Annotated in this window: 13 protein-coding genes and 3 rRNA genes; 7 read left to right on the top strand and 9 right to left on the bottom strand. The window is 66.9% G+C overall.

The genetic code is table 11. From position 1 onward, the window contains the following. Positions 1–101 precede the first annotated feature (101 nt). The 4 genes from OG878_RS32790 to OG878_RS32775 form a co-directional block, all read right to left on the bottom strand. Complete coding sequence (locus OG878_RS32790; protein WP_328890121.1) at positions 102–710, bottom strand: CDP-alcohol phosphatidyltransferase family protein; 609 nt, start codon at positions 708–710, stop codon at positions 102–104. 144 nt (positions 711–854) lie between these two features. Then, positions 855–971: ribosomal RNA gene (gene rrf / locus OG878_RS32785) — 5S ribosomal RNA — on the bottom strand. A gap of 79 nt (positions 972–1,050) precedes the next feature. Next, positions 1,051–4,174 (bottom strand): 23S ribosomal RNA (locus OG878_RS32780). 297 nt (positions 4,175–4,471) lie between these two features. Beyond that, positions 4,472–5,997: ribosomal RNA gene (locus tag OG878_RS32775) — 16S ribosomal RNA — on the bottom strand. The 16S, 23S and 5S rRNA genes sit together here, the layout of an rRNA operon. Positions 5,998–6,676: 679 nt before the next feature. Between OG878_RS32775 and OG878_RS32770 the strand changes: the two genes are divergently transcribed. Together OG878_RS32770 and ptsP are read left to right on the top strand one after the other, a co-directional pair. Beyond that, a complete protein-coding gene (locus tag OG878_RS32770) occupies positions 6,677–7,126 on the top strand; it encodes a PTS sugar transporter subunit IIA (protein ID WP_328890120.1) in 450 nt (149 codons plus the stop codon). 74 nt (positions 7,127–7,200) lie between these two features. Next, entirely contained in the window at positions 7,201–8,871 is a 1,671-nt protein-coding gene (gene ptsP, locus OG878_RS32765; RefSeq protein ID WP_328890119.1) for a phosphoenolpyruvate--protein phosphotransferase, read from the top strand. A gap of 61 nt (positions 8,872–8,932) precedes the next feature. On the opposite strand, the gene OG878_RS32760 is transcribed toward ptsP, so the two are convergent. Together OG878_RS32760 and OG878_RS32755 are read right to left on the bottom strand one after the other, a co-directional pair. Continuing rightward, positions 8,933–9,859 (bottom strand): hypothetical protein, encoded by a 927-nt coding sequence (locus OG878_RS32760; RefSeq protein ID WP_328890118.1) that lies wholly within the window; start codon positions 9,857–9,859, stop codon positions 8,933–8,935. A 67-nt stretch (positions 9,860–9,926) separates the two neighbouring features. Beyond that, positions 9,927–11,906 (bottom strand): acetoacetate--CoA ligase, encoded by a 1,980-nt coding sequence (locus OG878_RS32755; RefSeq protein WP_328890117.1) that lies wholly within the window; start codon positions 11,904–11,906, stop codon positions 9,927–9,929. A gap of 220 nt (positions 11,907–12,126) precedes the next feature. On the opposite strand from OG878_RS32755, the gene OG878_RS32750 reads away from it, so the two are divergent. After that, the gene (locus OG878_RS32750; protein ID WP_328890116.1) at positions 12,127–14,481 is read left to right on the top strand and encodes a glycoside hydrolase family 31 protein; all 2,355 of its coding nucleotides are present in this window, start codon (positions 12,127–12,129) and stop codon (positions 14,479–14,481) included. A 6-nt stretch (positions 14,482–14,487) separates the two neighbouring features. Here OG878_RS32750 and OG878_RS32745 read toward each other — a convergent pair whose 3' ends face one another. Next, a complete protein-coding gene (locus tag OG878_RS32745; RefSeq protein WP_328891460.1) occupies positions 14,488–15,003 on the bottom strand; it encodes an NUDIX domain-containing protein in 516 nt (171 codons plus the stop codon). A gap of 121 nt (positions 15,004–15,124) precedes the next feature. Here OG878_RS32745 and OG878_RS32740 point away from each other — a divergent pair, with 121 nt between their 5' ends. From OG878_RS32740 to OG878_RS32725, 4 genes are all read left to right on the top strand, one after another. Beyond that, positions 15,125–15,931, top strand: coding sequence for a M15 family metallopeptidase (locus OG878_RS32740; RefSeq protein ID WP_328890115.1), 807 nt, complete (start codon positions 15,125–15,127; stop codon positions 15,929–15,931). A gap of 119 nt (positions 15,932–16,050) precedes the next feature. After that, positions 16,051–16,398 carry a DUF962 domain-containing protein gene (locus OG878_RS32735; RefSeq protein WP_328890114.1) on the top strand — a complete coding sequence of 116 codons (348 nt, stop codon included), beginning with the start codon at positions 16,051–16,053 and terminating at the stop codon, positions 16,396–16,398. A 49-nt stretch (positions 16,399–16,447) separates the two neighbouring features. After that, the gene (locus OG878_RS32730) at positions 16,448–16,936 is read left to right on the top strand and encodes a Zn-ribbon domain-containing OB-fold protein (protein WP_328890113.1); all 489 of its coding nucleotides are present in this window, start codon (positions 16,448–16,450) and stop codon (positions 16,934–16,936) included. Continuing rightward, the gene (locus OG878_RS32725) at positions 16,933–18,123 is read left to right on the top strand and encodes a lipid-transfer protein (RefSeq protein WP_328890112.1); all 1,191 of its coding nucleotides are present in this window, start codon (positions 16,933–16,935) and stop codon (positions 18,121–18,123) included. Before OG878_RS32730 ends, OG878_RS32725 begins: the two co-directional genes overlap by 4 nt. 93 nt (positions 18,124–18,216) lie before the next feature. Here the strand turns inward: OG878_RS32725 and OG878_RS32720 are convergent, their stop codons facing one another. Together OG878_RS32720 and OG878_RS32715 are read right to left on the bottom strand one after the other, a co-directional pair. Then, a complete protein-coding gene (locus OG878_RS32720; RefSeq protein ID WP_328890111.1) occupies positions 18,217–18,822 on the bottom strand; it encodes a GTP-binding protein in 606 nt (201 codons plus the stop codon). Continuing rightward, on the bottom strand, positions 18,803–19,240 hold the full coding sequence (locus OG878_RS32715; protein ID WP_328890110.1) for a DUF742 domain-containing protein: 438 nt from the start codon (positions 19,238–19,240) through the stop codon (positions 18,803–18,805). The genes OG878_RS32720 and OG878_RS32715 overlap by 20 nt, the downstream gene beginning before the upstream one ends. Between the last annotated feature and the right edge of the window lie 4 nt (positions 19,241–19,244).

Raw genomic sequence — 19,244 nt, 5'->3', positions numbered from 1 at the left:
CTCCTTGCAGAGACGACGGTTTGGCCGACTTCGCCCGTCGGGGCAACATCTGAGAGATCAACCGCGGACCGGCCACACTGCGCGGTACCGCATCAACGAGCTCAATCGGCTGCTACATCCGCCTTGACGAGCCGGCGGACCTGAACCACGTAGAGGATCCCTGCCCACCAATAGAGCGTTGTACCCCACCCCGCGAACGCCCATCCGAAAATAGCGGCCAGCGAGCCAAGCAAACCACTTGCGTCACTGAGCAGCAACAAGGGGAAGGCATACATCAGGTTGAACGTAGCGGCCTTCCCGAGGAAGTTCACCTGGGGCGGCGGATAGCCGTGGCGCCGGAGGATTCCCACCATGACGAGAAGCATCAGCTCACGGGCGAGGAGGGCCGCAGTGAGCCAGAGCGGAAGGATCTCCCGCCAGGTCAGTCCGACGAGGGTCGAAAGGATGTACAGGCGGTCGGCAGCCGGGTCCAGGAGTCGCCCGAGACTACTGATCTGGTTCCACCGTCGGGCGAGCTTGCCGTCGAGGTAGTCGCTGATCCCGCTGAGCATCAGGACCAGCAGGGCCCAGCCATCGCTCTTGGGGCCGCCGAACTCGGGACGAAGGATCAGCCACAGGAAGAGCGGCACCCCGAGAAGGCGAGCCATGCTGAGGATGTTGGGGATGGTGAGGACTCGGTCCGTCTGAACCCGAGTCTCCTGGACCTCCACCCGGGGGCCTCCTGTGAAGAACGTGCCAATGATGCCCCCTGACCTTACCCTCAGCCACTGCGGCCGCTTGCACGGGGGTGAGGGAAGGACCGGTGAACGCAGAAAAGCCCCGCACCAGAGGTGCGGGGCTTTCCCGGAATAATTGTTCGGCGGCGTCCTACTCTCCCACAGGGTCCCCCCTGCAGTACCATCGGCGCTGAAAGGCTTAGCTTCCGGGTTCGGAATGTAACCGGGCGTTTCCCTAACGCAATGACCACCGAAACACTATGAAATTAACCAACACCGGACAACAACACGGCCGTTCGTTATTTCAGAACTAACACAGTGGACGCGAGCAACTGAGGACAAGCCCTCGGCCTATTAGTACCAGTCAGCTCCACCCGTTACCGGGCTTCCACATCTGGCCTATCAACCCAGTCGTCTACTGGGAGCCTTAACCCCTCAAAGGGGGTGGGAATACTCATCTCGAAGCAGGCTTCCCGCTTAGATGCTTTCAGCGGTTATCCTTTCCGAACGTAGCCAACCAGCCATGCCCTTGGCAGGACAACTGGCACACCAGAGGTTCGTCCGTCCCGGTCCTCTCGTACTAGGGACAGCCCTTCTCAATATTCCTACGCGCGCAGCGGATAGGGACCGAACTGTCTCACGACGTTCTAAACCCAGCTCGCGTACCGCTTTAATGGGCGAACAGCCCAACCCTTGGGACCGACTCCAGCCCCAGGATGCGACGAGCCGACATCGAGGTGCCAAACCATCCCGTCGATATGGACTCTTGGGGAAGATCAGCCTGTTATCCCCGGGGTACCTTTTATCCGTTGAGCGACAGCGCTTCCACAAGCCACTGCCGGATCACTAGTCCCGACTTTCGTCCCTGCTCGACCCGTCGGTCTCACAGTCAAGCTCCCTTGTGCACTTACACTCAACACCTGATTGCCAACCAGGCTGAGGGAACCTTTGGGCGCCTCCGTTACTCTTTAGGAGGCAACCGCCCCAGTTAAACTACCCATCAGACACTGTCCCTGATCCGGATCACGGACCCAGGTTAGACATCCAGCACGACCAGAGTGGTATTTCAACGGCGACTCCACAACCACTGGCGTGGCTGCTTCAAAGTCTCCCACCTATCCTACACAAGCCGAACCGAACACCAATATCAAACTGTAGTAAAGGTCCCGGGGTCTTTCCGTCCTGCTGCGCGAAACGAGCATCTTTACTCGTAGTGCAATTTCACCGGGCCTATGGTTGAGACAGTCGAGAAGTCGTTACGCCATTCGTGCAGGTCGGAACTTACCCGACAAGGAATTTCGCTACCTTAGGATGGTTATAGTTACCACCGCCGTTTACTGGCGCTTAAGTTCTCAGCTTCGCCGACCCGAAAGTCAGCTAACCGGTCCCCTTAACGTTCCAGCACCGGGCAGGCGTCAGTCCGTATACATCGCCTTACGGCTTCGCACGGACCTGTGTTTTTAGTAAACAGTCGCTTCTCGCTGGTCTCTGCGGCCACCCCCAGCTCATGGAGTAAATCCAATCACCAGTGATGGCCCCCTTCTCCCGAAGTTACGGGGGCATTTTGCCGAGTTCCTTAACCATAGTTCACCCGAACGCCTCGGTATTCTCTACCTGACCACCTGAGTCGGTTTAGGGTACGGGCCGCCATGAAACTCGCTAGAGGCTTTTCTCGACAGCATAGGATCATCCACTTCGCCACAATCGGCTCGGCATCAGGTCTCAGACTCATGTGTGACGGATTTACCTACCACACGCCCTACACCCTTACCCCGGGACTACCACCGCCCGGGCTGGACTACCTTCCTGCGTCACCCCATCGCTTACCTAGTACAAGTCTGGTTCGTCGGCTCCACCACTACCCTCAACTCCGAAGAGATCGGGCCGGCTTCACGGACTTAGCATCGCCTGATTCAGTATTGGGCGTTTCAAAGCGGGTACCGGAATATCAACCGGTTGTCCATCGACTACGCCTGTCGGCCTCGCCTTAGGTCCCGACTTACCCTGGGCAGATCAGCTTGACCCAGGAACCCTTAGTCAATCGGCGCACACGTTTCTCACGTGTGTATCGCTACTCATGCCTGCATTCTCACTCGTGAACCGTCCACAACTCGCTTCCGCGGCTGCTTCACCCGGCACACGACGCTCCCCTACCCATCCGTACTCCCGTTGGGGATATATGTACGAATGACACGACTTCGGCGGTACGCTTGAGCCCCGCTACATTGTCGGCGCGGAATCACTTGACCAGTGAGCTATTACGCACTCTTTCAAGGGTGGCTGCTTCTAAGCCAACCTCCTGGTTGTCTCTGCGACTCCACATCCTTTCCCACTTAGCGTACGCTTAGGGGCCTTAGTCGATGCTCTGGGCTGTTTCCCTCTCGACCATGGAGCTTATCCCCCACAGTCTCACTGCCGTGCTCTCACTTACCGGCATTCGGAGTTTGGCTAAGGTCAGTAACCCGGTAGGGCCCATCGCCTATCCAGTGCTCTACCTCCGGCAAGAAACACACGACGCTGCACCTAAATGCATTTCGGGGAGAACCAGCTATCACGGAGTTTGATTGGCCTTTCACCCCTAACCACAGGTCATCCCCCAGGTTTTCAACCCTGGTGGGTTCGGTCCTCCACGAAGTCTTACCTCCGCTTCAACCTGCCCATGGCTAGATCACTCCGCTTCGGGTCTTGAGCGTGCTACTAAAACGCCCTATTCGGACTCGCTTTCGCTACGGCTTCCCCACACGGGTTAACCTCGCAACACACCGCAAACTCGCAGGCTCATTCTTCAAAAGGCACGCAGTCACGACGCACCGAGCAAGCTCGATGCGCGACGCTCCCACGGCTTGTAGGCACACGGTTTCAGGTACTATTTCACTCCGCTCCCGCGGTACTTTTCACCATTCCCTCACGGTACTATCCGCTATCGGTCACCAGGGAATATTTAGGCTTAGCGGGTGGTCCCGCCAGATTCACACGGGATTTCTCGGGCCCCGTGCTACTTGGGTGTCTCTCAAACGAGCCGTCAATGTTTCAGCTACGGGGGTCTTACCCTCTACGCCGGACCTTTCGCATGTCCTTCGCCTACATCAACGGTTTCTGACTCGTCTCACGGCCGGCAGACCGCAAAAGAGAGATCCCACAACCCCGCATGCGCAACCCCTGCCGGGTATCACACGCATACGGTTTGGCCTCATCCAGTTTCGCTCGCCACTACTCCCGGAATCACGGTTGTTTTCTCTTCCTGAGGGTACTGAGATGTTTCACTTCCCCTCGTTCCCTCCACACTGCCTATGTGTTCAGCAGCGGGTGACAGCCCATGACGACTGCCGGGTTTCCCCATTCGGACACCCCCGGATCAAAGCTCGGTTGACAGCTCCCCGGGGCCTATCGTGGCCTCCCACGTCCTTCATCGGTTCCTGGTGCCAAGGCATCCACCGTGCGCCCTTAAAAACTTGGCCACAGATGCTCGCGTCCACTGTGCAGTTCTCAAACAACGACCAACCACCCGTCACACACCGCCGAAACGATGCTTTACCGGGGCCGGCAACTGAAGGCGACCAGACGGCCGTACCCTCAGATACCCAACAACGTGCCCGACACGACCCCTCACGATTCACGTTCCACGCCGAAGCAGTACTAGTGATCCCGAAGAACCATGCCGAATAGTCAACGTTCCACCCATGAGCAACCACCGTCGAACATTTGCCGACGTAGTGGCCTCTGACCAAGCAAGCTTGGTAAGAAGTGCTCCTTAGAAAGGAGGTGATCCAGCCGCACCTTCCGGTACGGCTACCTTGTTACGACTTCGTCCCAATCGCCAGTCCCACCTTCGACAGCTCCCTCCCACAAGGGGTTGGGCCACCGGCTTCGGGTGTTACCGACTTTCGTGACGTGACGGGCGGTGTGTACAAGGCCCGGGAACGTATTCACCGCAGCAATGCTGATCTGCGATTACTAGCAACTCCGACTTCATGGGGTCGAGTTGCAGACCCCAATCCGAACTGAGACCGGCTTTTTGAGATTCGCTCCGCCTCGCGGCATCGCAGCTCATTGTACCGGCCATTGTAGCACGTGTGCAGCCCAAGACATAAGGGGCATGATGACTTGACGTCGTCCCCACCTTCCTCCGAGTTGACCCCGGCAGTCTCCTGTGAGTCCCCATCACCCCGAAGGGCATGCTGGCAACACAGAACAAGGGTTGCGCTCGTTGCGGGACTTAACCCAACATCTCACGACACGAGCTGACGACAGCCATGCACCACCTGTATACCGACCACAAGGGGGGCACCATCTCTGATGCTTTCCGGTATATGTCAAGCCTTGGTAAGGTTCTTCGCGTTGCGTCGAATTAAGCCACATGCTCCGCTGCTTGTGCGGGCCCCCGTCAATTCCTTTGAGTTTTAGCCTTGCGGCCGTACTCCCCAGGCGGGGAACTTAATGCGTTAGCTGCGGCACCGACGACGTGGAATGTCGCCAACACCTAGTTCCCAACGTTTACGGCGTGGACTACCAGGGTATCTAATCCTGTTCGCTCCCCACGCTTTCGCTCCTCAGCGTCAGTAATGGCCCAGAGATCCGCCTTCGCCACCGGTGTTCCTCCTGATATCTGCGCATTTCACCGCTACACCAGGAATTCCGATCTCCCCTACCACACTCTAGCCTGCCCGTATCGACTGCAGACCCGGGGTTAAGCCCCGGGCTTTCACAACCGACGCAACAAGCCGCCTACGAGCTCTTTACGCCCAATAATTCCGGACAACGCTTGCGCCCTACGTATTACCGCGGCTGCTGGCACGTAGTTAGCCGGCGCTTCTTCTGCAGGTACCGTCACTCTCGCTTCTTCCCTGCTGAAAGAGGTTTACAACCCGAAGGCCGTCATCCCTCACGCGGCGTCGCTGCATCAGGCTTTCGCCCATTGTGCAATATTCCCCACTGCTGCCTCCCGTAGGAGTCTGGGCCGTGTCTCAGTCCCAGTGTGGCCGGTCGCCCTCTCAGGCCGGCTACCCGTCGTCGCCTTGGTAGGCCATCACCCCACCAACAAGCTGATAGGCCGCGGGCTCATCCTTCACCGCCGGAGCTTTCAACCCCGTCCCATGCGGGACAGAGTGTTATCCGGTATTAGACCCCGTTTCCAGGGCTTGTCCCAGAGTGAAGGGCAGATTGCCCACGTGTTACTCACCCGTTCGCCACTAATCCACCCCGAAAGGCTTCATCGTTCGACTTGCATGTGTTAAGCACGCCGCCAGCGTTCGTCCTGAGCCAGGATCAAACTCTCCGTGAATGTTTTCCCGTAATCGGGACGACACACACGAGAGCGGAACAACCGGTCGGAATAGGACCGGTCGTCCACAGCGTCCTCGCTGTGTAAATTGCCCACCGGAACCACAAGGGCCCGGCAGGACTTTCAAAGGAACCACCAACCTGCCGAAACAGGCCGGGGTATCAACATATCTGGCGTTGACTTTTGGCACGCTGTTGAGTTCTCAAGGAACGGACGCTTCCTTCGTACTCACCCTCGCGGGCTTTCCTCCGGGCTTTTCCCTTCGGTCTTGCGTTTCCGACTCTATCAGACTCTTTCGTGTCCGATTCCCGGTCGAAGCGGGTTTCGCTTTCCAGGTTTCCGCTTTCGCGTTTCCCTTTCCGGCGAGTCCGACTCTATCAGGCCTATTCCGTTTCCCTTGACCACCCCTGCAGGCATGCAGAAGCTGAATTGAGATTAGGGTTTGGACTGAATAGTCGCCGCCGACCCCGGACTCAACGTCGCACTGGGGCCAGGCAGGAGCACGACAGTACAGGCCGCTGGGAGTCGAGGCAAATCGTTCGCGGTGCTCCCCTAGGTCTGCGAACCCGCTGGACTCGGGCGGAACCGGGACTTCTTATGACTTACGCTGCTCAGCAGTACGCCGTCCCCTTACAAGCCGCGGCGGCCCCAATTGAAGCTCCACCCTGGGAGGCTCCCCATGACCACTGTGACGTCCCCGCTCGACGGACGCGCCATCGGACTCGCTGCGGTACCCGACCCGGTCTTCTCCGGCGCGATGGTCGGTCCCGGAACGGCCATCGACCCCGTGCGGGAGCCGTCGGAAGCCGTTTCACCGGTGGACGGGATCGTGGTCTCCCTTCACCCGCATGCCTTCGTCGTCGTGGACGCGGACGGGCACGGGGTGCTGGTGCACCTGGGTATCGACACTGTTCAGCTCAATGGCGAGGGCTTCGAACTGCTTGTCAACAAGGGTGACACGGTGACGCGTGGCCAGAACATCGTCCGGTGGAACCCCGCTGCCGTCGAGGCGGCCGGCAAGTCCCCGATCTGCCCGGTCGTGGCGCTGGAGGCCACCGCCGACTCCCTCTCCGACCTCCGCGAGGACGGCGATGTCAAGGTCGGCGACACCCTGTTCGGCTGGCAGTGACGCGTTCGGCGCAGTGACGCCGGCTGTACATCCACCGCGGTGGCACGGGCCACCGCACAAACGGAGACGGTGAAATGGAGACAACGCTGCGAGGCGTCGGCGTGAGCCACGGTGTGGCGATCGGCGAGGTTCGGCACATGGGTACGGCTGTGCTCGAGCCGCCTGCCAAACAGATCCCCGCAGAGGAGGCGGAGCGCGAGCAGGGGCGTGCTCGCCAGGCCGTGGACGCTGTTGCGGCCGACCTGATCGCGCGAGGCAATCTGGCCGGCGGCGAGGCGCAGGCGGTGCTCGAGGCGCAGGCCATGATGGCCCAGGACCCCGAGCTCATGGCCGACGTGGATCGGCGTATCGCCGTCGGCAGCAGCGCCGAGCGCGCGGTGTACGACGCGCTCGCCGCCTACCGGGCTCTGCTGGCGGGTGCCGGGGAGTACCTGGCGGGGCGGGTCGCGGACCTCGACGATGTGCGCAATCGGATCGTCGCGCGGCTGCTGGGTGTGCCGATGCCGGGCGTGCCGGACAGCGATGAGCCGTACGTCCTCATTGCGCGGGACCTGGCGCCTGCCGACACGGCGCTGCTCGACCCCACGCTGGTGCTCGGGTTCGTCACGGAGGAGGGCGGGCCGACCAGTCACAGTGCGATTCTGGCGCGGGCGCTCGGTGTGCCGGCCGTGGTTGCTCTGCCCGGTGCCGGTGAGCTGGCGGAGGGCACGGTGATCGCGGTGGACGGCAGCACCGGCGAGATCTTCGTCGAGCCGAGCGAGGAGAAGCGCGCGGAGCTGGAGAGCGCCGCGGTGGCCCGCAAGGCGGCGCTGTCCGCTTCGACCGGTCCGGGCGCGACGTCCGACGGTCACAAGGTGCCGCTGCTCGCCAATGTGGGCGGACCCGGCGATGTGCCGGCGGCGGTCGAGGCCGGCGCCGAGGGCGTGGGCCTGTTCCGTACGGAGTTCCTGTTCCTGGACGACAGCAAGCAGGCGCCGTCCGAGGAGAAGCAGGTCGCGGCGTACCGGGCGGTGCTGGAGGCGTTCCCCGAGGGACGCGTCGTTGTGCGGGTGCTGGATGCCGGTGCGGACAAGCCGCTCGACTTCCTGACGCCTGCGGACGAGCCGAATCCGGCTCTGGGGGTGCGGGGGCTCCGTACCCTGCTGGACCACCCCGAGGTGCTGCGGACCCAGTTGACCGCGCTGGCGAAGGCGGCCGAGGGCCTCCCGGTCCATCTCGAGGTCATGGCACCGATGGTGGCGGACCGCACGGATGCGAAGGCGTTCGCCGACGCGTGCCGGGCGGCCGGGCTGCAGGCGAAGTTCGGCGCGATGGTGGAGATTCCGTCCGCTGCTCTTCGGGCCCGCTCGATCCTGCAGGAGGTCGAGTTCCTCTCGCTGGGCACCAATGACCTGGCGCAGTACACCTTCGCCGCCGACCGTCAGGTGGGTGCGGTGTCGCGGCTGCAGGATCCGTGGCAGCCCGCGCTCCTCGATCTGGTGGCCCTGTCGGCCGATGCCGCCAAGGCCGAGGGCAAGAGCTGCGGTGTCTGCGGTGAGGCTGCCGCCGATCCCCTGCTCGCCTGTGTGCTGACCGGGCTGGGTGTCACCTCTCTGTCGATGGGTGCCGCGTCCCTTCCTTATGTCCGCGCCACGCTGGCGAAGCACACGCTCGCGCAGTGCCAGCGGGCTGCGGCCGCCGCGCGTGCGGCGGACTCGGCCGACGAGGCACGGCTCGCGGCTCAGGCGGTGCTGTCGGGCGAGTAGCCCGCAGAGCTGGTCGTGAAGGGGCTTCCCGCCGGACATGGCGGGAAGCCCCTTCGACGTGTCAATGGTGTTCCTCCGGCTGGTCCGCGCCGATGTCGAAGCCCGAGCAGTACTCCACGCCGGACTCCGGCGAGACCGGATCACCGGTGTCCGCGTCGGTGCAGTAGGCGCTGAAGACCTCGCCCGCGGTGAGCGGTAGGAGGCTGCCTCGGGTCAGGCGCCAGCCGTGGACCCGGTCGGGCATCCCGGGGTTGCTCGTACGGAGCACGAGTCCGCCCGGGCTCTCGAGAGCGACGCCGACGGCGAGGACGGTGACGAACTCCGTTCCTTCCGCCGTCTCGAAGCGGGCCGGTCCCGTGGTGTCCCGTTCGGTGTGGAGGACGGCAAGGAGGTGTTCGCTCTCCACGGGGGTGCTGCAGACCAGATGGTGCATGCCGGGGCCCGCGGTCTCCAGCGTGCGCATCAGGAGGTGGGAGGCCCGGTCGAAAGCGGCACGGCCGATGTCCTGGCCGCAGTCGGCACAGTCCCCGAGGCCGGCCAGGAGCATCGTGGCGTGCTCCCACGTGGCCTGCCGGGCCGCTCGGCCGACAAGGAGCGGGATCAGGGTGTCGAGGGGCTGCCCGGCGTACGCGACGGTCGCTCCGGTCGCGGCGACTTCCGCGGTGAAGCGGCTGCGGCTGGTGGTGGCGTCCGGGGCGAGGCCGGTCTCTGCACAGAACTCCGCGTACTCCTCCGGGTCGAAGAGGGCCACAGTGGTGTGCATGCCCTGGGCCGCGAGCGTTTTGAGCAGGCCCTCGACCTGCTGCAGATAGACGGTGTGGTCGTCGAACGTGAAGGTGCGGTAGCGCCGCATGGCCGCGAAGTCCTGCTCGTCGGCCAGGAGGCCGATGGTGCTGGGTGCTTCGCGGCGCAGCATGCGTCGCATCGATGTGCCGGTCCGCCGGTGGCCGGCGTTCCTTGCGGTGTGGGTGTTCCTGGTATGCGCCATGACTCCCCCGGTGCGCGATCGAACATTGCTCACTCAGAGTAATCGCGGGCACTGACAGTGCCGTCCGTCAGCGGCGTGTGCGAGCCAGGTCCTCGTAGAAGTGGAGCAGTTCGAGGTTGTCGATCGAGCCGGGGTTGACCGCCTTGGCCAGAGCTGTGCCCTGGAGGAGGCGCTTGACCGGAACCTCGATGCGCTTGCCGGTGAGGGTGTGCGGGATGCCGGGCACCTCGATGATCTCGTCCGGGACATGGCGCGGTGACAGGTTCTCGCGGATGGTCCGTTTGATGCGGTCGCGCAGGCCGTCGTCGAGGGCGGCGCCGTCGGCGAGGTGGACGAAGAGGGGCATCCAGTAGCCGCCGTCGGGCTCTTCGAGGCCGATGACCAGCGATTCACGGATCTCGGGGAGGCGTTCGACGGCTTCGTAGATGTCGGCGGAACCCATCCGTACGCCCTGGCGGTTGAGCGTGGAGTCCGAGCGGCCGTGGATGATCACCGAACCGTGGTCGGTGAGGGTGATCCAGTCGCCGTGGCGCCAGACGCCCGGGTACATCTCGAAGTAGCTGTCGCGGTAGCGGCTGCCGTCGGGGTCGTTCCAGAAGTGGATCGGCATGGACGGCAGCGGGTTGGTGACGACGAGTTCGCCGACCTCCCCGATGAGCGGCTTGCCCGCAGGGTCCCAGGACTGGAGGTCCGTACCGAGGCACGGGGCCTGGAGTTCGCCGATGTGGACGGGGAGGGTGGGGACGGCTCCGGCGAAGCAGCTGCAGACGTCCGTGCCGCCGCTGACGGAGGCGATCCAGAGGTCCTCGGCGACTTCGTCGTGGAGCCAGCGGAAGCCATCGGGCGGAAGCGGGGAACCTGTGGTGGCCACGCACTGGATGCGGGAGAGGTCGAGGTCGCGGCCCGGGTGGATCCCGGCCTTGCGGCACGCCATGACGTAGGCGGCGGACGTGCCGTAGAGGGTGGCGCCGGTCTGTTCGGCGACCCGCCACTGGGCGCTGACGTCGGGGTAGCCGGGGCTTCCGTCGTACAGCACGACCGTGGTGCCGGTGAGCAGGCCGGAGACGAGGAAGTTCCACATCATCCAGCCGGTGGAGGTGTACCAGAAGAAGCGGTCGGCAGGGCCGAGGTCACAGTGCAGACCGAGCTGTTTGAAGTGTTCGAGGAGGATGCCGCCCTGCGACTGGACGATCGCCTTGGGAAGACCGGTGGTGCCGGAGGAGTACAGCACCCACAGCGGGTGGTCGAAGGGGACCTGCTCGAAGACGGGTTCGGTGTCCGTGGAGGTGAGGGCGGACCATGCGAGGGTGCCCTCGGGGGCGGGGGTGCCGAGCAGCGGAATGTGAACGACGGCGCGCAGCGTGGGGAGTTCGCGGCGGAGCTCGGCGACCGTCTCCGTGCGGTCGTGTTCCTTGCCACCGTAGCGGTAGCCGTCGACGGTGAAGAGGACGACGGGCTCGACCTGCTGGAAGCGGTCGAGGACGCTGCGGGCACCGAAGTCGGGGGCGCAGGAGGTCCAGACGCCGCCGACGGCCGCGGTGGCGAGGAGCGCGACGACCGACTGCGGGATGTTGGGGAGGTAGCCGCTGACGCGGTCGCCGGGGCGGACCCCGAGGGCACGGAGTTCGGCGGCGAGGGAGCCGACCTGGCGGCGGAGCTCGGACCAGCTGACGGCGGACTGCGCATGGGTCTCGTCGACGTGGAGGAGGGCCGGGGCGCCGGCGTGCAGGGGGTCCTCCCCGGCGCGCAGGGCGTGTTCGGCGTAGTTGAGGGTGGCGCCGGGGAACCATTGGGCACCGGGCATGGTGCGGTCGCCGATGGCGGTCTCGTACGGGGTGGAGAACCGTACGTCGAACCAGTCGGCGACGGCCCGCCAGAAGGTGTCCAGCTCGTCGACGGACCAGCGGTGCAGCGCCGGATAGCCGCCCTCGGCCGGTGCTCCGTATCGCTCGGCCGCCCAGCTCTGGAAGCGGGTGACCGCTGCGGCGGCGATGCGCTCGGGGTCGGGCTGCCAGAGGGGGGCTTCGTTCGCTGCTGCTGAGGTCATGGGTCGGCTCCCTGACGGTACGGGTACGCGGGTCTGCGTGTGTCGCGCGCACGGGCGGGGATGTGCGCGTGAGGCGGCTGTCACGGACGATGCCATGTGATCGTCTTCCGCACCAGGGTTCCCCACCCATGGTTGCTTGCCCGGCCATGTGGTCCGGCCACGGGTGAACGGAAGTTGAACGAAGCCCGCAGCCGCTCCGTCAGCTGGCAGGGTGAGCTGCATGAACGGTCGTGACCTGGTGCGCTCGGTGAAGATGGTCGGTTCGGTGCAGGGGCTGCGCACGGTGCGCTCGGCCTGGCGGCGGCAGCGTGCGGATGCGCGGGCGCTGCCGTCCCGTGGTGCGGAGCGGGCCAGGGTGCCGGGTCTGCTGATGGGGGCGGAGCCCGGGCCCGGTGGTGGTGTGGTGAGGTTCGCCCGTTCGGAGTTGCGCATCCGGGTCGCGTCCGGTGGCGCCGTGTTCTGGGCGTGGGACGGGGCGGAGCCGCTGCCGTCGTACGCGCTGCCCGGTCCGGCGCCGGAACCGGATCCACGGGCCGTGCTGGAGCCGGACAAGGACGGCGGCTGGCAGGTGGTCTCGGAACGGCTGACGGTGGTGGTGTCGCGGCACGGGGCGGTGGAACTGCGTACGCCGGGTGGTGTGATGCTCCGGCGGGAACTGCCGCCGCGCTGGTGGGAGCCGGTGGCGGGTGGTCCCGCCCGGTGGGTGCAGCGGTCGGAGGTGCCGGCGGACGCCCGGTTCTTCGGGCTGGGCGGCCGGGCGGCGGGGCCGCGGCTGCGCGACGGTGCGTACGAGCTGTGGAACACCGATCCGGGCGGGCGCTTCGGGCCGGGTGACGATCCGCTGTATCTGACGATGCCGGTGCAGGTGGTGGTCTCGGACGCGGGGACGCATCTGGCGTTCCACGACAACACCTGGGCGGGGCGGGTGACGCTGCGCGAGGGCGAGGAGGGCGCGGGGTCCGGCCACGACCGTCCGGGGATGTGCGAGGTGCGGATGGACGGGGGGCCGCTGCGCTGCTGGGTGGTGGCGGGTACACCGGCCCGGGTGCTGCAGGGCTGGACGGCGCTGACGGGTGCGCCGGCGCTGCCGCCGTCCTGGGCGCTGGGTCCCCAGCACGCCCGGTGGGGGTTCGGCAGTGCGCGGGAGGTGCGGCGGATCGTCGCCGGGTACCGGGAGCGGGGTCTGCCGCTGTCCGTACTGCACCTGGACATCGATCACTACGACGGGCACAGGGTGTTCACCGTGGACCGTGACCGGTTCCCGGATCTGCCGCAGCTGGCGGAGGAGTTGAGGGAGAACAACGGGGTGCGGCTGGTGTCGATCATCGATCCGGCGGTGAAGACGGAGCCGGGATACCCGGTGTTCGATACCGGTTCGGCGGTCGGCGGGGCCGGGGCGTTCGTCCGGGACGCGCGGGGGCGGATGGTGCGTGGGGAGGTGTGGCCCGGTGAGTGCGTGTACCCGGACTTCACCGATCCGCAGGTCCGGCGGTGGTGGAGCGGTCTGTACGAGGAGCGTCTGGCACAGGGGTTCTCCGGCGTGTGGCACGACATGAACGAGCCGGTGTCGTTCGCGGCGTTCGGTGAGCCGACGTTGCCGCGTTCGGCCCGGCACGCGCTGGAGGGCCGCGGGGGCGATCACCGGGAGGCCCACAATGTGTACGGGCTGACCATGGCCCGGGCCGGGTACGAGGGGCTGTGCCGGCTGCGTCCGGACGAGCGGCCGTTCCTGTTCTCGCGCTCGGGCTGGGCGGGGATGCAGCGGTACGGGGGCACCTGGTCCGGCGATGTGACGACGGGCTGGCCGGGGTTGCGGGCCTCGCTGTCGCTGGTGCTCGGTCTCGGCCTGTGCGGGGTGCCGTACTCGGGTCCCGATGTGGGCGGATTCGACGGGTCGCCGTCCCCGGAGCTGTATCTGCGGTGGTTCCAGCTGGGTGCCTGGCTGCCGTTGTTCCGTACGCACGCGGCGAGGGACGCGGGGCGGCGGGAGCCCTGGGAGTTCGGTCCCGATGTGCTGGAGCACGCGCGGGCGGCGCTGGTGGAGCGGGAGCGGCTGCACCCGTACTTCGTGACGCTTGCGCACGTGGCCCGGCTGACGGGTGCGCCGTATGTGCGGCCGGTGTGGTGGGGGGAGCCCGGGGACCGGGCGCTGCGGGAGTGCGAGGACGCGTTCCTGCTGGGGGACGCGTTGCTGGTGGCGCCTGTGCTGGAGCGGGGGACGGACCGCCGTGCGGTGCAGTTGCCGCGGGGCCGGTGGTACGACACGGCGACCGGTGAGGCGTACGAGGGGCCGGGGCAGGTGCTGGTCGATGCACCGTTGTCGCGGGTGCCGGTCCTGGTCCGGGCGGGTTCGGTGATTCCGGTGCGCGGTGCGGACGGGGGGCTGGAACTGGAGGTGTGGGCTCCGCCCGCGGGGCACAGCGGAGGTGGTGTGGTGGTCCGTGACGGGGGTGACGGCTGGGAGCTGCCGGAGGCCGAGCGGTACACGACGCGGCTGGTGGACGGGAGGGTCGTGGTGGAGCTGGAGGGGGCCGGAGGTGAGGTCGTGCACCCGGTGCGGGTGCGAGGGGTGTGAGGCGCGTCAGCGGTGGTCGTAGCGGCCTTCGAACCAGGCGCGAGCGGCCAGGGTGTGCAGCGGGAAGGCCAGTTCGGCGGGGGCGTGGAGCAGGCTGTGGCCGGCGGTCTCGTCGGTGGGGGCGGACGGCGGGAGTTCGGCGGCCGGGCGTGGCGGGAGCAGGCCGAAGAGGAGCAGGTGGCCGTCCGGGGAGCTGAGGGCGTCGGCGAGGCGGACGTCCCGCTGGTCGGCCTCGATGCCGGTCTCCTCGCGCAGTTCCCGTACGACCGCGTGCCGCCAGTCCTCGGTGTGGTCGATGAACCCGCCGGGCAGGGCGAGGCCGCCTCGCCGGGGCTCGATGGTGCGGGTGATGACGACGAGTGCGGTGCCGTCCCGGTCGGTGACGGGGAGCAGGGCGACGGCGACGGGGAACGGGTTGCGGTAGGCGGTGGCGCCGCAGGCGGTGCAGGTGCGGGGCCAGGTGCCGGTGGACCCGGGCGAGGGGTACGGCGCTCCGCAGCTGCTGCAGTGGGAGTCCTTCATCGGTCGCTCCACCTTCTCCACCTTCTCCGCCCTCTCCTGCCCGGCCTTCTCGGACGCGGACACGCGCGGACTGTATCCGATCGTCCTGCAGGCATCTCCGCACCTGGTGGATGATGCGCGCATGACATCTCTAGTTTCCGCCGTCCGCGTCCTGGCAGCCACTGCCGCCACCCTCCTCGCCGTCACCGTCGGCACCCCTCCCGCGCAGGCCAAGGCCGAGCCGAAGGCCCCTGCGGAGTTCGTCGCGCTGCGCTCGGTCGATCCCACGATCATCCAGGAGATGCGCTACCCCACCGGTCACAACTTCATGGGCGAGCCGGTCGACGGATACCGTCAGCCGGTCTGCATCCTGACCCGGCCCGCGGCCCAGGCCCTGCACCGGGCGCAGACACAGCTGCTGCACCAGGGGTACTCGCTGAAGGTGTACGACTGCTACCGCCCGCAGCGGGCCGTCGACCACTTCGTGCGATGGGCGAAGGATCTCGACGCCCAGGCCATGAAGGGCGAGTTCTACCCCCTGGTCGACAAGACGCGGCTGTTCGCGGACGGTTACATCGCGGAGAAGTCCGGGCACAGCCGCGGCAGCACGGTGGACCTGACCCTGGTCAAGCTGCCCGCGCTGCCGACCCGGCCGTACCGGCCGGGCGAGACACTGGTGCCCTGCTACGCGCCGAAGGCCGACCGCTTCCCGGATAATTCGGTCGACATGGGGACGGGATTCGACTGCTTCGACACGCTGTCGCACACCGACGACCCGCGGATCCAGGGCGTACAGCGAGCCAACCGGCAGTTCCTGAAGAAGACGCTCACCGACGCCGGGTTCGTGAATCTGGCCGAGGAATGGTGGCACTACACCTTCAAGCCCGAGCTGTTCCCGGACACCTACTTCGACTTCCCGGTGGCCACGAGGTCCGTCGCGGGCCACTGAGACCGCACGCCGTACGCAAGGGCGGCCGGGACCGTCCCCGCGGTTCCCGGCCGCCCGTCCTTCCCCCCGGACCCTGGCCGGCCGTATCCCGTCGCCCTCCCAGCCGTTACGGTGCCCGTATGTCACAGCAGACGTTCGATTCGTACGAAGAGTTCTGGCCCTACTACGTGGCGATGCACTCCAAGGCCGCCACCCGCTGGGTCCACCTGACGGGGACCCTGACCGGTCTCGCGGTCACCGCCTACGGCCTGGCCAGGGGCCGCAAGCGGTACGCGGCCGCGCTCCCCCTGATCGGGTACGGCACGGCCTGGCCGGCGCATTTCCTGATCGAGAAGAACAATCCGGCCACCTTCGGCCATCCCGCGTGGTCACTGCGCGGCGATGTGCAGATGATCCGGATGATGCTGGCCGGACGCGACCGGGAGCTTGCGGAGACCGCAGCCAAGTGGCTCGCCGACAACGACTGACCGTGGCACACTTCTGACGTTCCGTCAGATCCAGTGCCGGGGAGGGGCTATGTCGCGCACGCGCACACCCGTGGTGGCCGGATGGTTCACCGAGGACACCGCCGGCGAGGACTTCCGGCTGCTGGGCACACGCTGTTCGGCCTGCTCGTCGGTCTTCTTCCCGCGCCAGGACGTGTTCTGCCGCAATCCCGGCTGCGCAGGCGGTGAGCTGGTCGAGGTACCTCTCTCGCGGCGCGGCACCGTCTGGTCGTACACCGACGGCCGCTACCGGCCCCCCGCCCCGTACCTCTCCGACCCGGACGCGCCCTGGGAGCCGTACACCCTGGTCGCCGTCGAGCTCGCGGCCGAGCGCATGGTGGTACTCGGGCAGGCGGCGCCGGGGGTGGGCACCCGGGACCTGGCGGTCGGAATGACCGTCGAGGTGGTTCCGGGCGTCCTCGGCGGGGACGCGCCGGCGGGTGGGGACACCGTGTGGACCACCTGGCACTGGCGACCCGTGCCCACCGTCCCGGGCGCGGCCGCGGACGGTGCCGCATGACCGGGGATGTGGCCGTCCTCGGTGCCGGGATGCATCCGTGGGGCAAGTGGGGGCGCAGTTTCGTCGAGTACGGCACGGTCGCGGCCCGGGTCGCGCTCGGCGATGCGGGGATCGGCTGGCAGGACGTGCAGTCGGTGGTCGGTGCGGACACCGTGCGCGGCGGTTATCCGGGGTATGTGGCCGGTGCGACGTTCGCCCAGGCGCTCGGCTGGCAGGGCGCCCGCGTCACCAGCGTGTACGCGGCGTGCGCGTCAGGCGCCCAGGCCATCAACAGCGCCAGGGCGCAGATCCTGGCGGGCATGGCCGATGTGGTGCTCGTGGTCGGTGCGGATGCGGCGCCCAAGGGGTTCTTCGCCCCGGCGGGCGGCGACCGGCCGGACGATCCCGACTGGCTGCGCTTCCGGGTGCTCGGGGCGACCAACCCTGCGTATTTCGCGCTGTACGCGCGCCGCCGGATGGCCCTGTACGGGGACACTCCGGACGACTTCGCCCTGGTCAAGGTGAAGAACGCGGCGGCCGGCGCGTTGAACCGCCATGCCCGCTACCGTGCGCCGGTGACGGCCGACCAGGTGGCCGCGTCCGCCGTGGTCGCCGATCCGCTGCGGCTGCTCGACATCTGCGCGACGTCCGACGGCGCGGCGGCGGTCGTCCTGTCCAGCATGGAGTTCGCACGCCGCCACGGGCACGCCGATCCGGTCCGTATCCGTGCCGTCTCCACCGTGACGCCCACCTACCCGAAGGCGGTGCTCGACCTTCCGGACATCGCGACCGATTCGGCGGTCGCCGTGGAGCCCGCTCCGGAGACCTTTCGCGCGTCGATCGCCCGGGCGGCGTACGAGGAGGCGGGCATCGGACCTGACGAGCTCTCGCTCGCCGAGGTGTACGACCTCTCCACCGCACTGGAACTGGAGTGGTACGAGGACATCGGCCTGTGCGCGGCGGGCGAGGGCGCCAAGCTCGTACGCGAAGGGGCCACGGCGCTCGGCGGACGCATCCCGGTCAACCCGAGCGGAGGGCTCGCCTCCTTCGGGGAGGCCGTGCCTGCGCAGGCCATCGCCCAGGTCTGCGAGCTGACCTGGCAGCTGCGCGGCGCCGCGGCGGAGCGGCAGGTACCCGGGGCGCGTGCGGGGATCACCGCGAATCAGGGTCTGTTCGGGCACGGTTCGGCGGTCGTCGCGGTCCGCTGAGACACGCCGGCCGCCATGGACCGCGCGCCGAGGTGCCCGGTCCGCACGCGGTGGACCGGGCCGGTCCTCATGGCGCCCGGCGATGCTCCGTACTCAGGTGGTGGCCGGCTCACGCAGGCGGTCCGCCCGGGCCATCGCGTGTTCGACGACCGCGACCAGGACGTCCCGTACCGAGTGCCGGTCGCGTGCATCGCACATCAGCAGCGCCACCTCGGGGTCGAGGTCCAGCGCTGCGCGGACCGTCTCGGCCGGGAAGCGGTCCGCGCCCTCGAAGCAGTTGACCGCGACGGTGAACGGGATCTCGCGCCGCTCGAAGTAGTCCACGGCCGCGAAGGAGTCCTCCAGACGACGGGTGTCGGCGAGCACGACGGCCCCGAGGGCACCCTGGGCCAGTTCGTCCCAGAGGAACCAGAACCGGTCCTGCCCAGGTGTGCCGAACAGATACAGCACCAGATCCTCGCGGAGCGTGATCCGCCCGAAGTCCATGGCCACCGTGGTGGTGGTCTTGGCCTCGACACCGGCCGTGTCGTCCACGGGACGGCCCGCCTCGCTCAGCCGCTCCTCCGTGCGCAGCGGTCTGATCTCGCTGACCGCGCCGACCAGCGTCGTCTTGCCCACGCCGAAGCCGCCCGCCACCAGAATCTTCAGGGCGACCGGTTCCACGGGCCGCTTGCTGCTGCTAGAGCGCCCGAAGGCCATTGATCACCTCTCGAAGAATGTTCACGTCCGGCAGCTCGGCCGGCGGAACGGGACGGGTCACGTGCACCAGCTCGTCCTCGACGAGATCGCCGACCAGCACCCGGACCACCCCCACGGGGAGGTCCAGACCGGACGCCAGCTCGGCGATCGACTGAGGCATGTCGCTGCAGAGTTCGACGATCTCCACGTGCTCCGGGGAGAGCGTCTGGTTCAGACCGGGATCGTCGGCCGCGGGCTCCGGGACGACGATGGCGATCAGGTCGAGCCGATGGCGGGACGCGCTGCTGGTACGGCCCCGGGTCATCGCGTACGGACGGACCACCGGCCCCGCCTCGGCGTCGTACCAGCGCGACGACTGAGGGTCGGTGGGAGCGGCCGGGGTTCCGGGGTGCGTTCCCCAGGAGGAGTCAGCGCTCATGCCA

The organism is Streptomyces sp. NBC_00316, assembly GCF_036158715.1.
Taxonomy (GTDB): Bacteria; Actinomycetota; Actinomycetes; order Streptomycetales; family Streptomycetaceae; genus Streptomyces.
The sequence above is the reverse complement of the archived record's forward strand: the minus strand, read 5'-3'. Positions and strand labels throughout refer to the sequence as shown.

Excerpts from the sequence above, each read along its gene's own strand:
- OG878_RS32770 (WP_328890120.1), top strand. The coding sequence starts at position 6,677 with ATGACCACTGTGACGTCCCCGCTCGACGGACGCGCCATCGGACTCGCT.
- ptsP (WP_328890119.1), top strand. The coding sequence starts at position 7,201 with ATGGAGACAACGCTGCGAGGCGTCGGCGTGAGCCACGGTGTGGCGATC.
- OG878_RS32760 (WP_328890118.1), bottom strand. The coding sequence starts at position 9,859 with ATGGCGCATACCAGGAACACCCACACCGCAAGGAACGCCGGCCACCGG.
- OG878_RS32755 (WP_328890117.1), bottom strand. The coding sequence starts at position 11,906 with ATGACCTCAGCAGCAGCGAACGAAGCCCCCCTCTGGCAGCCCGACCCC.
- OG878_RS32750 (WP_328890116.1), top strand. The coding sequence starts at position 12,127 with ATGAACGGTCGTGACCTGGTGCGCTCGGTGAAGATGGTCGGTTCGGTG.
- OG878_RS32745 (WP_328891460.1), bottom strand. The coding sequence starts at position 15,003 with ATGAAGGACTCCCACTGCAGCAGCTGCGGAGCGCCGTACCCCTCGCCC.
- OG878_RS32740 (WP_328890115.1), top strand. The coding sequence starts at position 15,125 with ATGACATCTCTAGTTTCCGCCGTCCGCGTCCTGGCAGCCACTGCCGCC.
- OG878_RS32735 (WP_328890114.1), top strand. The coding sequence starts at position 16,051 with ATGTCACAGCAGACGTTCGATTCGTACGAAGAGTTCTGGCCCTACTAC.
- OG878_RS32730 (WP_328890113.1), top strand. The coding sequence starts at position 16,448 with ATGTCGCGCACGCGCACACCCGTGGTGGCCGGATGGTTCACCGAGGAC.
- OG878_RS32725 (WP_328890112.1), top strand. The coding sequence starts at position 16,933 with ATGACCGGGGATGTGGCCGTCCTCGGTGCCGGGATGCATCCGTGGGGC.
- OG878_RS32720 (WP_328890111.1), bottom strand. The coding sequence starts at position 18,822 with ATGGCCTTCGGGCGCTCTAGCAGCAGCAAGCGGCCCGTGGAACCGGTC.
- OG878_RS32715 (WP_328890110.1), bottom strand. The coding sequence starts at position 19,240 with ATGAGCGCTGACTCCTCCTGGGGAACGCACCCCGGAACCCCGGCCGCT.